The 14,327-nt window shown below is 43.8% G+C and carries 10 protein-coding genes; 9 read left to right on the forward strand and 1 reads right to left on the reverse strand.

Annotated features, from left to right (window positions below; translation table 11 throughout):
* Positions 1-39 precede the first annotated feature (39 nt).
* Positions 40-1,656, reverse strand: a complete 1,617-nt coding sequence (locus tag B5D06_RS01300) for a CTP synthase (RefSeq protein ID WP_078736227.1) — start codon at positions 1,654-1,656, stop codon at positions 40-42.
* Between the two features lie 1,066 nt (positions 1,657-2,722).
* Between B5D06_RS01300 and B5D06_RS01305 the strand changes: the two genes are divergently transcribed.
* From B5D06_RS01305 to B5D06_RS01345, 9 genes are all read left to right on the forward strand, one after another.
* Positions 2,723-4,276, forward strand: coding sequence for an acyl-CoA carboxylase subunit beta (locus B5D06_RS01305; protein WP_078736228.1), 1,554 nt, complete (start codon positions 2,723-2,725; stop codon positions 4,274-4,276).
* Positions 4,277-4,281: 5 nt separating this feature from the next.
* On the forward strand, positions 4,282-5,232 hold the full coding sequence (locus B5D06_RS01310) for an OadG family transporter subunit (protein ID WP_078736229.1): 951 nt from the start codon (positions 4,282-4,284) through the stop codon (positions 5,230-5,232).
* Between the two features lie 63 nt (positions 5,233-5,295).
* Positions 5,296-5,724, forward strand: a complete 429-nt coding sequence (locus B5D06_RS01315; RefSeq protein ID WP_078736230.1) for an acetyl-CoA carboxylase biotin carboxyl carrier protein — start codon at positions 5,296-5,298, stop codon at positions 5,722-5,724.
* Positions 5,725-5,744: 20 nt separating this feature from the next.
* Entirely contained in the window at positions 5,745-6,902 is a 1,158-nt protein-coding gene (locus tag B5D06_RS01320; RefSeq protein WP_078736231.1) for a sodium ion-translocating decarboxylase subunit beta, read from the forward strand.
* 260 nt (positions 6,903-7,162) lie between these two features.
* A complete protein-coding gene (locus B5D06_RS01325; RefSeq protein WP_159442659.1) occupies positions 7,163-7,636 on the forward strand; it encodes a Fur family transcriptional regulator in 474 nt (157 codons plus the stop codon).
* Between the two features lie 36 nt (positions 7,637-7,672).
* A complete protein-coding gene (locus tag B5D06_RS01330) occupies positions 7,673-8,938 on the forward strand; it encodes an adenylosuccinate synthase (RefSeq protein WP_078736233.1) in 1,266 nt (421 codons plus the stop codon).
* Between the two features lie 9 nt (positions 8,939-8,947).
* Complete coding sequence (locus B5D06_RS01335) at positions 8,948-10,258, forward strand: bifunctional folylpolyglutamate synthase/dihydrofolate synthase (RefSeq protein ID WP_078736234.1); 1,311 nt, start codon at positions 8,948-8,950, stop codon at positions 10,256-10,258.
* Between the two features lie 24 nt (positions 10,259-10,282).
* On the forward strand, positions 10,283-11,941 hold the full coding sequence (locus B5D06_RS01340) for an MFS transporter (RefSeq protein WP_078736235.1): 1,659 nt from the start codon (positions 10,283-10,285) through the stop codon (positions 11,939-11,941).
* A 5-nt stretch (positions 11,942-11,946) separates the two neighbouring features.
* Positions 11,947-13,980, forward strand: coding sequence for a transketolase family protein (locus B5D06_RS01345; RefSeq protein WP_078736236.1), 2,034 nt, complete (start codon positions 11,947-11,949; stop codon positions 13,978-13,980).
* Positions 13,981-14,327 lie beyond the last annotated feature (347 nt).

Here is a 14,327-nt window from a genome sequence, read left to right on the forward strand (position 1 = left end):
ATTATTTCAACTATTTGTCAAGGTAAAACAGCTACAATACTACTTTTGAGTGTTGGCTATTACGGCGCGAATGAATCCCATGAAAAGAGGACTCGGATTTACCACCGTACTATTGTACTCGGGGTGAAACTGAACCCCAATATACCAAGGATGCCCTTGTAGCTCAAGAGCTTCTACCAACCCTGTATCGGGATTTTCCCCTACACAAAGGAAGCCATGATCTTCAAACTCCGTTCTGTATTGACTATTAAACTCGTAGCGATGGCGATGACGCTCCTTGATAGAAAGCGTTCCATATGCCTCGGCAATTTTAGAGCCTGGCTTCAACTTACACTCATAAGCACCCAATCTCATAGAGCCACCAAGCTCGGTTATCGACTTCTGCTCATCCATCAAATCAATCACTCTGTGCAAACTCTCGGGAGCTATCTCTGCAGTATTAGCATCGGCATACCCCAATATGTTGCGCGCAAACTCGATAGCCATACATTGCATACCTAAGCAGATGCCCAAAGTCGGTATCTTATGCTCACGAGTATAGCGAAGTGCCACTAATTTTCCCTCTACGCCACGCTGACCGAACCCAGGTGCGATAATGACGCCATCACACTTTTTAAGCGTTGCCTCTACGTTATCGGGTGTTAGATGCTCGCTCTGTACGCTAACAAGATTAAGCTTTTTATCGTTGTAGATAGAAGCTTGAAGTAGGGACTCATCGATAGATTTATAAGCATCTTGTAACTCTACATACTTCCCAACCAAAGCGATGGTCAACTCCTCTTTGGCATTCTTTAGTTTCTCCAAGAAGTTTCTCCACGCCTTCAGTTCTGGTTTTTCTCCAGGTTCTATGCCAACTTTGCGCAAGACAGCCTCGTCCATCTTCTGATCTTGTAGTAAAAGAGGGATTTCATATATGGTAGGCATGTCTATACTTTGTATAACCGCATCACGAGATACGTTACAGAAAAGAGCTACTTTGGTAAGCAAATCTTCCTGCAAGGCTTTTTCCGTACGAAGCACCAATATATCAGGTTGAATACCCACCTCCTGCAGTTGTTTTACAGAGTGCTGGGTAGGTTTAGTCTTAAACTCTCCCGCAGCATTGATATAAGGTACATAAGTGAGGTGTACACAAAGACAATTCTTACCCAACTCCCACTTAAGCTGACGAACAGCTTCCAAGAAAGGAAGCGACTCGATATCTCCTACTACCCCACCAATCTCTGTGATAACAAAGTCATAATTATCTTTCTGTCCCAAGAGCTTTACATTACGCTTAATCTCATCGGTAATGTGAGGAATAACCTGAATAGTTTTACCCAAGTAATCCCCCCGACGCTCTTTGCGAATTACGTTTTGGTAAATTCGCCCCGAGGTTATATTATTGGATCTTGATGTTGGGATATTTAAGAAACGCTCGTAGTGCCCCAAGTCCAAATCTGCCTCATGACCATCGTTGGTCACGTAGCACTCTCCATGCTCATAGGGATTAAGTGTCCCTGGGTCTATATTTATATAAGGATCGAACTTTTGAATCGTTACATTATATCCTCGAGCTTGGAGCAATTTTGCAAGTGAAGCTGCGACGATTCCTTTTCCGAGAGAGGAGACTACGCCTCCCGTCACAAATATGTACTTCGTATCTGTAGCTGCCATGATCCTTAATACCTTACTTAGTTCCTTTTCATTTATGATTTTATTGGGTTTTGCCTCCTTTTCAGTCCATTACAAAAGGCTTTTGGGACAGTTTCCAGAAGCCTTTCCTTACCTATAAAGACACAAAATCCATACTCGTTGCAAAGGTACACTTTTGCTACTTATTAGGAAAACTATCTACAGAAAATAATTATCCTACATCTAGCAGGAAACTAAGAATAGTGGAAGGCGTTGTATTTCGGGATAAAGTGCTACAAGACTTAAAAGTCTGGAAGAAAAAACTTTTCCTTCACGACCCTACAACGTTCAAAGAACCATAGAGAGGATACACCCCAACTCCTTAATTATTCTCTTTCTTATACAGACAACTCTTTTTGCTCTCTTCGAAACGCTTCCTCAAGACACCTTACACAAAACAGAGTAACACACAGGCAATAAATTGCTTAGGCCTTACAAGAAACTCATTATCACACTAACGATTCTTTATTTACAGATTAAATATATATAAACGCAGATTGAATATATATATTTGCAGATTGAATATATATATTTGCAATCTACAAATAAAGAATTACTCAAGAGGAAATATTTTTTACTTCAAATCGTTTGAACTTTTCGCCAAGGAGCTTTCTCTTTATAGGAGATTACATGCACCTCAAAATGCCTCTAAGTAGCCTTTTGAAACCTATGACAGCACCATTAATTTGTTAAAATGGCATTTTTAGAAAAGATTTTTGAGAACCAATCATGGCACCCCACTGCAGAGTATAAACATTGAGAAGAAGCGTGTAAAAGTTTGTTGTATAGCGACAAATCTCACTCCGCTATTGCACAAAAATCTCCTTTGTGTGCCATAATTAACACCTCAGCCTCCTCTTTTACCTACAGGAGGGTATGCCGATACTTTTCTATTCTTTACTATATTTGCATCGTTCATAAGGGGTGTTTTTACCAAAATAACTCCCGTTTACTGAGCCTTTTTACAAGGTGATTTTCATCGAGATATCGCCCTGTACTTTGTGCAAAAGTTGAAACAGATATAGAACAAATCACAGACAGAACAATTATGAGTCAACAGTTAGAAAAGATTAAAGAGCTTGTTTCTAAACGGGAAGAGGCTCGTCTTGGAGGAGGCATCAAGCGTATTGAAGCTCAACACGAGAAAGGCAAGTACACAGCTCGCGAGCGCATCGCCATGCTGCTTGACGAGGGTAGCTTCGAAGAGATTGATATGTTTGCCATGCATCGCTCCTCCTATTTCGGATTGGACAAAAAGAAGTTTTTAGGAGACGGAGTGGTAGTAGGTAGCGGCACTATCGACGGACGTTTAGTGTATATTCACGCCCAAGACTTTACCGTATTTGGCGGTGGTCTGGGAGAGATGCAAGCAGCCAAAATATGTAAAGTATTGGACCTTGCGATGAAAGTAGGTGCCCCTGTAATAGGAATTAACGACTCGGGTGGTGCTCGCATTCAGGAGGGAGTAAACTCTCTGTGCGGTTTCGGTGAGATTTTCCAAAGAAACATTATGGCCTCTGGTGTGGTACCTCAAATCTCTGGTATTTTTGGTCCCTGTGCAGGAGGTTCGGTATACTCTCCAGCCCTCACAGACTTTAATATAATGGTACGTGGTACCAGCTACATGTTCTTGACAGGGCCTAAGGTTGTAAAGACTGTGACTGGTGAAGATGTGTCTCAAGAAGACCTCGGAGGGGCTAACGTTCACTCTGTAAAGAGCGGTGTGGCACACTTTGCGACCGATAGCGAAGAGGATGGACTCGCTTTGATACGTAAACTTTTGAGCTATTTACCTCAAAACAATATGGAAGAGGCCCCTTATGTAGCCTGTACAGATCCTATAGATAGAGCAGAAGATCTCCTTAACGAAATCATACCCGACGAGCCTAACCGTCCGTACGATATGTATCAAGTGATCGGTGCCATCGTCGATAATGGAGAGTTCCTCGAGGTACATGCAGACTATGCGCGCAATATAATTGTCGGCTTCTGCCGTTTCAACGGTATGAGCGTTGGTATCGTAGCCAACCAACCACAAGTGATGGCGGGTAGTTTGGATAGCAACTCATCACGCAAGGCTGCTCGCTTCGTTCGTTTCTGCGATGCCTTCAACATTCCTATTGTGTCGCTTGTAGACGTTCCTGGCTTCCTCCCTGGCACAGGACAGGAGTACAATGGAGTTATCGCTCATGGAGCCAAACTTCTTTACGCCTATGGAGAGGCTACTGTGCCTAAGATTACCGTTACGTTGCGCAAAGCCTATGGTGGAGCTTACATCGTGATGGGTTCAAAACATATGCGTAACGACTTGAATTATGCTTGGCCTTCTGCCGAAATTGCAGTAATGGGACCATCAGGAGCAGTAGAAGTTGTCTTCTCTAAAGAAGTAGCTGCGGCAGAAGACCCTGCTAAGGCTGCTCTCGAAAAAGAGGCTGAATACCGTGCAACCTTTGCGAATCCATACAACGCAGCATCGTACGGTTATCTCGATGACATTATAGAGCCACGCAATACTCGCTTCCGTATAATCCGTGCATTAGAGCAACTTCGCACTAAAAAGCAAAGTCTCCCTGCGAAAAAACATGACAACTTACCTTTATAATTAAGATGCGTACCTATAATATATGGAGGGTGCTCCTGCACTCTTTGATTATTGGCACTGCGCTGCTCTTATCGCTCACCTCGACGAAGGCACAGGGCATTAGCTCTGTTCGCATCAACGAGGTGGTTGTCGACAACACAGCTGGAGCCATCAATCCTTATGGAGAGCATGTAGGGTGGATCGAGCTCTACAATGCTGGAGCCGCTACGGTTAACGTAAAGGGATGTTACTTAACCGATGATTTGAAAAACCTCACAAAGTATCGCATCCCTATGACCGATGCCCGCACCATACTCCCCCCCTACAGACAACTTCTGTTTTGGGCAGATAATGTGGCGGCAAGAGGTGCTTTGCACTTAAACTTTGTTTTAACTCCAGGTGCGGAACAAACGATTGCCTTGGTAGACACAGATGGTAAGACTATCATCGATCAAGTTACCGTTCCTGCCACTTTGCCTCAAAATGCTTCTTGGGCTCGTATTCCCGACGGTGTATTGGAGAGCGTGAACTCTAACGTTTGGCAACAAGCAGACCAACCTACTCCCTCTTCCAACAATACAATGCCCGAGGTAAATGAAAAGGTAGAGCGTATTAAGGTAGAGGACCCTACTGGAGGGATTATGACCATCACAGCGATGCTCGTGGTCTTCTCGGGCTTACTCTTACTCGCCCTTTGCTTTACAGCTATAGGACGCATAGCTATGCGCCTGTCTGCACGTAACAAAGCAAGAGCCGAAGGCGTAAAACCTGCTGTAAAAACCTCTAAGGGAAGTGTAGAAGAGGAGACTTTTGTAGCTATCTCTATGGCTCTTATCGAGGCAACAGAAGAGGTACATGACGAGGAGAGCGGAGTACTTACGATAGAACGCAACGAGGCTTCTTCCTCTGCGTGGAGCATGAAAGCGCACAATCAGCGGATAGCCGTACAGCGTAATCCATTCAGTAAACGCTCATAACAAGAGAGCAACGGAGTATAACAATCAATTTTAATAATCAGAGACTCAATCAGATTACAATATATGAAAGAGTATAAATACAAGATTAACGGCAATGACTATGCCGTTAAAATCAACAAGATTGAAAACAATCAAGCCGATGTAGAGGTGAATGGGAAAAGCTATTCCGTAGAGCTTTGCCGCGAGGAGAAACAAGCCCCCAAACCTGTAGTCAGAAGAGTACAGCCCACAACGTCAACCGTCTCTTCTGCCCCTAAGCCTGCCGCTACCTCGGGGGCTAAAGGAGGTATTAAATCTCCACTACCTGGGGTTATCCTTGAGCTATCGGTAGCTGTCGGCGACGAGGTTAAGAGAGGCCAGAGAGTGGCTATACTCGAAGCCATGAAAATGGAGAATAATATCAATAGCGACCGTGATGGTAAAGTGCTCGAGATAAAGGTACAAAAGGGAGATTCTATCCTTGAAGGTACCGATATTCTCATAATAGGTTGAACTAAATAACCCGCACAACGATGAATTTCGGACAGTTTTTAATGGAGAATTTAGATGTCTTTTTCTCCTACACTGGTTTTGCCAATGCCACATTAGGGCATTGGGTTATGATAGCCATTGGCTTGTTCTTCATCTTTTTGGCTATTCGCTTTGATTTCGAGCCACTACTACTGATACCTATTGGCTTTGGTATGTTGATTGGGAACATCCCTTTCAAAGATGCTGGCCTCCAAGTAGGTATTTACGAAGAGGGCTCTGTGTTGAATATTCTTTACCAAGGGGTAAAACAGGGGTGGTACCCGCCTCTCATATTCTTAGGTATAGGTGCGATGACAGACTTCTCGGCTCTTATTTCCAACCCTAAATTGATGCTCATCGGGGCAGCTGCACAGTTTGGTATATTCGGTGCATATATCATCGCTCTTTTGGTAGGATTCGAGCCCAATCAGGCAGGGGCTATCGGTATCATTGGAGGGGCAGATGGACCAACGGCTATTTTCCTTTCATCCAAATTGGCTCCTGAATTTATGGGAGCTATTGCCGTGTCTGCGTATTCTTACATGGCCCTTGTGCCCATCATACAGCCTCCTTTCATGCGTTTGCTAACATCGAAAAAAGAGCGTTTGATTCGCATGAAGACACCACGCCCCGTATCCAAGACAGAGAAAGTTATCTTCCCTATCGTGGGCTTACTCTTGACTACATTCCTTGTACCCTCTGGGTTACCTCTTTTGGGAATGCTCTTCTTCGGCAATTTGCTCAAGGAAAGTGGCGTTACCAAGCGTTTGGCAGACACAGCTAAGGGTCCATTGATTGATACGATCACTATCCTTTTAGGGGTTACCGTAGGAGCCTCTACCCAAGCTACCGAGTTCCTCACTTTCAGCTCGGTAAAGATTTTCGGGCTGGGAGCACTCTCTTTCGTCGTAGCTACCTGTACAGGTGTGATTTTCGTTAAGATTATGAACCTCTTCTTGAAGAAAGAGAATAAGATTAACCCTCTTATCGGCAATGCAGGAGTTTCTGCCGTACCAGATTCTGCACGTATCTCTCAGGTCGAGGGGCTTAAAGCAGATCCTTCTAACTACCTGTTGATGCACGCTATGGGACCTAATGTGGCAGGAGTAATCGGCTCTGCACTCGCAGCAGGGGTCCTCTTAGGATTCTTGGGCTCTTAAGAAAAAACTTCTCATAAGATTTTCGTTTATAACGAACGGGAGGGATTCTTCCCTCTCGTTCGTTTGTTTTTATTTCTCCCACAACTTATGTCCCAATGCCTCCTTTCAGAGAAGTATTCCCTGAAAGAAATGGAGGGCGAGAGTTCTTATCTTATCTGTTAGATGTTCCTAAGTCTGTCATTTATCCCATTTTGTATTTAGGAGTTTCATTAAAAGCGTGTATCTTTGTAGAGGCTATCTGTTCAGTCCCAAACAGTATTATGCAGAAGAAACCTTCTATACTTGAATTAGAGCAGGTTATGAACACCTATCTACTTGCTTGTGATCTCAAGCCAACCCGAGGGCGTTCTAAAATTCTATCCACCATTTACACTATGGATAGACCCTTTGATGCAGATACTGTGTTTGAAAAAATGAAGCAGGTAGGGTATGCTGTTAGCCGAAGTACAGTCTACACCACTTTAGATTTATTGAGTCGTTGTGGAGTATTGATTCGTTTAGCAAGAAGCAATGCTTCGGTTTACCTTTTTGCATGGCGATGCGTTGGTTACTCTTTAGTTTTTTGCACAGAGTGTGGTAAGGTCAATTACTACAGACAGACCTCGCTGATACGTCGGCTGCAACTGTTACAACCTCCTCGCTTCAAAAAGCGTCAGTCAGTGGTTTTAACTCTGGGGAATTGTAGCAATTGTGCCAAAGGATTAAAAGGGGGAACAGGCAAGAAAAATGAATAGTTAAAAACAGAACAAACATCAAAATAGAAAAACTGTATGGGAAAGGTTGATGTACTACTGGGACTCCAGTGGGGAGATGAGGGGAAGGGCAAAATAGTAGATGTTTTAACGCCCAACTACGACATGGTGGCTCGCTTTCAAGGGGGGCCCAACGCTGGTCACACCCTCGAGTTTGCTGGAGAGAAGTATGTGTTACGATCTATCCCTTCAGGGATTTTCCAAGGAGACAAAACGAATCTGATAGGAAATGGAGTAGTCCTGGATCCCATTCTATTCAAAGAAGAGGTAGAAGGGCTTCTTAAGTGTGGGCATAAACTGACCGAGCGTTTGGTAATATCTCGCAAAGCCCATCTTATACTACCTACCCACCGACTACTGGATGCTGCTGGAGAAGTAGCCTTAGGAGCGACCAAGATTGGCACGACAGGTAAAGGCATTGGACCTACTTATACCGATAAAGTGGCACGTAGAGGTCTTCGTGTAGGAGATATCGAATTAGACTTCCAAGTCCGCTACACAAAAGCGAAAGAGCGTCACCTCTCTATGTTACGAGGAATGGGAGTAGAGATACCCGACCTAACAGAGGTAGAAAAATCGTTCTTCAAAGCCGTGGAATACTTGCGTTCTTTTCGCTTTGTCGATAGTGAATTTGAGATAAACGATGCGCTCCGTACCAACAAAAAGATATTGGCAGAGGGGGCACAGGGATCTATGTTGGATATTGACTTCGGCTCCTACCCATTTGTTACCTCAAGTAATACTGTTTGTGCAGGAAGTTGCATTGGTTTGGGAGTTGCACCTCACCAAATAGGAGATGTGTATGGTATATTTAAGGCCTATTGTACTCGTGTAGGAGAAGGACCTTTCCCCACTGAGCTTTTCGACGAAACAGGTAAACTCTTGGCAGAGCGAGGGCATGAATTTGGCTCTGTAACAGGGCGTCCCCGTCGTTGTGGCTGGATCGATTTAGTGGCATTACGCTATACAATCATGATTAACGGGGTAACCAAACTCATCATGATGAAAAGCGATGTTTTGGATACATTCTCTACAATCAAAGCGTGTCGTGCTTACAAAATAAACGGCGCAGAGACCCGTAATTTCCCTTACTCTATAGATCAAACCATAGAGCCCGTATACGATACACTTCCAGGATGGAACTGTGATTTGACGGCTTATGATAAAGAGGCAGACTTGCCCAAGGAATTTTTGGCTTATGTAGCCTACTTAGAGAAAGAGTTAGAGGTACCTATCACCATTTTATCGGTAGGCCCAGATAGGAAGCAAACTATAGTTCGTTAATTCTTTCTAATGTCTTATCAAGAGACGATAGATTTTCTTTTCTCTTCTGTAGCTTGTTTTCAGCAACAGGGAGGGGTGGCTTACAAGCCAGGCTTAGAACGAGTACTCGCTATGGCAGAGGTTATAGGCAATCCTCACTTAGCACTCCGCTCGATACATGTAGGCGGGACCAATGGGAAAGGCTCTACGGCAAGTACTCTTGCAGCCATACTTGTTGCCTCTGGCTATAAGACAGGATTATTTACCTCTCCTCATTTGGTCGATTTTAGAGAGCGTATACGCATAAACGGTATACCTGTAAGCAAGGATTTTGTAGTCGATTTTGTTAATAAGGCTCGCCCTTTACTCGAAAAATATTCCCCCTCTTTTTTTGAAATAACTACCTTGATGGCCTTTTCTTTCTTTGCAGAGCAAAAGGTAGATGTGGCTATTATAGAGGTAGGTATGGGAGGTCGTTTAGATAGTACTAATATCATTCATCCAGAACTATCTATTATTACGAATGTTAGCAAAGACCACACGCAGTTCTTGGGCACAACCCTGCCAGAGATTGCGTTTGAAAAAGCGGGAATTATCAAAAAAAGAACTCCCGTTGTTATAGGCGAAGCCGAGGGGGAAGTACAAACTATCTTTGAAAATAACGCAAAAGAAAAATCTGCTCCTATATACTTTGCCGAAAAAGCCCAAGTGCTGCTTTTCTGTAAAGATAAGCCCGATGGACTACTGCTAAAGAGTCGTGATTATGGTTCTTTTCATGCCCAACTGGGCGGGGCTGCACAACACTTGAATGCCCGCACTATACTAACTGCTCTTTCTGTTATAAAAGAGCGAGAGATTTTGTCTATCCCCGAGGCAGCGGTGCACGAAGGGTTTGCAACCGTAATAGAAAAGTCTGGACTTTTGGGACGCTGGCAACAGCTCTCCTCCACGCCTCAAATCTTTTGTGATACAGGACACAACGAAGCGGGTGTAGCATTGGTTGTACAGCAAATAGCAAGACAGAAGTATAACCATCTGCACATCGTTTTTGGCATGGTAACCGATAAGGACTGGCAAAAGGTATTGTCTCTTTTGCCCAAAGAAGCCTTTTATTACTTCGTTGCCCCTCCATCCGAGCGAGGATTACCCAATGATACTTTAACCGATTACGCCCAACGAATAGGCTTAAAAGGATGTAGCTACCCAACGATAGCAGAGGGTTTTTTGGCTGCCAAAGGTAACGCTCAACCAAGCGATCTTATTTATATAGGAGGAAGTAACTATGTCGTAGCAGAAGTTCTACAAAACTTTTTTTCTCAAATACTTCAAACGAATTTATAATAAGTAATAACTAATAAAAAGAGTATGACTCAAGCAATTCAACAAACTCTGCGCGACAAAGCGTGGGTAAGGTGGTCGGCATTGCTCCTTTTGTCGTTCGCTATGTTCTGTTCGTACATCTTTATGGATGTACTTTCTCCTATCAAAGACTTACTGGAATCCACACGGGGATGGGATTCGGACGCTTTTGGGACGTATGCAGGTTCTGAGACTTTTTTGAATGTCTTTATCTTTTTCCTCATTATTGCAGGGATTATTCTCGACAAAATGGGGGTTCGATTTACGGCCCTTCTTTCAGGAGTTGTGATGTTGATAGGGGCTAGTATTAACTGGTATGCCATAACAGAGAGTTTTATGGGTTCAAATCTGGAACAGTGGTTTACCAACAATTTGAACTATATCCCATTGTTTGATGAGCTTGGTGTTTCTCCTTTTTATGACGGTATGCCTGCCTCGGCTAAACTATCTGCCATTGGGTTCATGATATTTGGTTGTGGTTGTGAAATGGCGGGTATTACTGTTTCCAGAGGCATTGTAAAATGGTTTAAGGGCAGAGAAATGGCTCTTGCTATGGGGTCAGAGATGGCTTTAGCTCGTTTGGGTGTAGCAACTTGTATGATTTTTTCTCCTGTTTTCGCCAAGATGGGAGGTACAATAGATGTATCTCGCTCTGTTGCTTTTGCTGTAGTTCTCTTGTTTATCGCTCTGATAATGTTCATCACCTATTTCTTTATGGATAAGAAATTGGATGCACAAACGGGCGAAGCAGAAGAAAAGGACGAACCTTTTAGAATAAAAGATTTAGGAAAGATTCTTTCCAATGGAGTTTTTTGGATGGTTGCATTGCTCTGTGTCCTCTACTACTCAGCTATATTTCCATTCCAGAAATACGCTGTTAATATGCTTCAGTGTAACATTGAGTTTGTTGCTCCCGATGCTTCTTCTTTCTGGGGCTCAGAACAGATTGCTTTTCTACAGTACCTTGTGATGTTGGTCGTTGCGGCAACAGCTTTTGTGAGTAATTTCTGCAAGAGGAATGTTAAGCTGGGGCTTCTCCTTCTTTCAGTTCTTTCTCTAATCCTCTTCTGCTTTATTTCCTACAAGAGACAGTCTGCCGAATCTATATTTGCTGTATTCCCCTTGTTAGCCGTGGGTATTACTCCTATTTTGGGCAGATATGTAGATAATAAGGGAAAGGCTGCATCAATGTTGATGCTAGGAGCTATCCTCCTGATTGTTTGTCACATGACTTTTGCTTTCTTGCTTCCTCAGTTCAAAGGGAACAATGTTGGAGGAATTGTGCTCGCTTTTGTCACAATCCTTGTACTCGGGGCTTCTTTCTCTTTGGTTCCAGCCGCCCTTTGGCCAAGTGTTCCCAAACTTGTGGATAGTAGAGTAATAGGTTCTGCTTACGCATTGATATTTTGGATTCAAAATATAGGTCTTTGGCTCTTCCCATTGCTTATTGGCAAGATTTTGAAGGCTTCTAACCCGACTATCGTACAGCAATTAGCAGACGGTACTATGGCTCCAGAAGTAGCTGCGGTATCATATGACTACACCAATCCATTACTTATGCTCTCCGCATTAGGTGTGTTGTCTTTGTTATTAGGTTTTTGGCTTAAAGCGATTGATAAGAAGAAAGGATACGGGTTAGAATTACCTAACATAAAGCAGAATTAAATAGTATGAGTTCACTTGATTTAATGAACCGCGCAGCCGACAATATACGTGTGCTGGCGTTGTCTATGGTAGAAAAAGCCAAAAGTGGTCATCCTGGAGGAGCAATGGGGGGAGCGGATTTTATAAACGTTCTTTACTCTGAGTACTTACGCTTTGACCCTGACTGTCCGAGTCGTTACGCCCGAGATCGTTTCTATCTCGACCCTGGACACATGTCTCCTATGCTTTATGCTCAATTGGCTTTGACAGGGCACTTCTCTCTCGCAGAGTTGGAGGCTTTTCGCCAGTGGGGAAGTACCACTCCAGGGCATCCCGAGAGAGACTTGGAAAAAGGTATAGAAAACACAAGTGGTCCTTTGGGACAAGGACATACATTCGCTGTCGGTGCTGCCATTGCAGCCAAATTCTTGGCACAGCGTTTCGGGACGGAAGTTATGCCCCAACGTATATATGCTTACATCTCGGACGGAGGAATCCAAGAAGAAATTGCTCAAGGGGCTGGACGTACAGCAGGACACTTGGGCTTGGATAACCTTACCATGTTTTATGATGCCAACGATGTACAACTCTCTACCATGGTAGATGAGGTTACAACTGAAGATATTGCACAGAAATACAAAGCTTGGGGTTGGCACGTCGTAACCATCAACGGCAATGATGTGACAGATATCAGAAAAGGATTGGACGAAGCAATCGCTACCAAGGGACAACCTACTCTAATTATCGGCAAGACTATCATGGCGTACAAAGCACTCAATGCCGAAGGAAAGGAGATCACAGACCGCATTCCGACGCACGGTCAACCTTTGAGCAAGGCTGGAGTTTCTGTAGAAGCCACTCTCCGAACAATGGGATTCGATGCTCAAACTCCTTTTACAATAGACCCAGAGGTCGCTTCCCTTTACCAAAAGAGAGCGGAGACTTTACGCGCCGAATGGAAAGCATACGATGCGAAGTTCCATTCTTGGGCAAAAAACAATACTGAAGATGCAGCGACGTTTACCGATTGGTTCGAGGGGAAACTTCCTTTTGTAGATTGGTCCTCAATTGAACAAAAGAGCAATCAGCCTACCCGTTCGGCTTCGGCAACTGTTTTGAAAGAGCTTGTTGACAAGGTTCCTAATATGATTGTCTCTTCTGCCGACCTTTCCAACTCTGATAAAACCGACGGATTCTTGAAAGGAACAAAGGCAATTACAAAGGATGACTTTAGTGGAAGATTCTTGCAAGCTGGTGTATCGGAACTCACCATGGCAGCCGTTTGCCTCGGTATGATGTTGCATGGAGGAGTTGTTGCTGCTTGTGGTACTTTCTTTGTCTTCTCTGACTACCAGAAGCCCGTTATCCGTATGGCAGCTTTGATGGAGATTCCGCTTAAGTTTGTTTGGACGCACGATGCTTTCCGCGTAGGAGAGGATGGTCCTACGCACGAACCTGTAGAGCAAGAAGCTCAACTTCGTTTGATGGAAAAACTGCATAACCACTCTGGGCAACGCTCTATGTTGGTACTCCGCCCTGCCGATGTACACGAAACAACCGTTGCTTGGCAAATGGCAATGGAGAATGACCAAACACCTACGGGGCTTATCCTTTCTCGTCAGAATATTGATGATTTGCCCAACGATGGATTAACCTCTTATGCTCGTGCCACACGTATTATGTGTGGAGGGTATATTGTAAGCGACGACGAAAATCCAGAAATGGTACTTCTGGCTACAGGTAGTGAAGTTTCTACACTTGAGGCAGCAGCTACCCTACTTCGCACAGAAGGCAGACGCTTAAGGGTCGTTTCTATTCCTTCGGAAGGACTTTTCTCAGATCAGCCCGAAAGCTATCGTAAAGAAGTATTACCCGAGGGAGTAAAACGCTTTGGTTTAACGGCAGGATTGCCCATAAACTTAGCCTCCTTAGTTGGAACTAATGGCACAATCCATGGTCTAGAAAGTTTCGGTTACTCGGCTCCCTATACGGTTTTAGATGAGAAACTTGGCTTTACTCCAGAGTCGGTAGCAGAGAAGATACGTACCGTGCTCCAGTAATAGACATTATTCTATTGAGAGGGAAGCACTCTCAGAGAGGTCTTTTCTCCTAGGAGCTCCAACGATAACCTTAGATGAGATTTTCTGACTTATAATTATGAGAGGAGACAGCTTGACAAGTTCAATAGTTGTCTCCTCTGCTTTTATTAGGAGCATTCCATCCTACAAATCCTACGTCTACTATTATATTAAGAACCGTTGGTCGGTTGCTCTAAAAGGCTTTCTAAGGCGGATTAGCTTTCGGAAAAAAGTTTAAACAAGCCACATGTATATGCTTTAAGAAGGCTTATAATAAAGTAATAACTAAGAAAGGACTACTGCTCAGATAATTGTCTTAATCCTCATCT

Source organism: Porphyromonas circumdentaria (assembly GCF_900167105.1).
Classification (GTDB): Bacteria; Bacteroidota; Bacteroidia; order Bacteroidales; family Porphyromonadaceae; genus Porphyromonas; species Porphyromonas circumdentaria.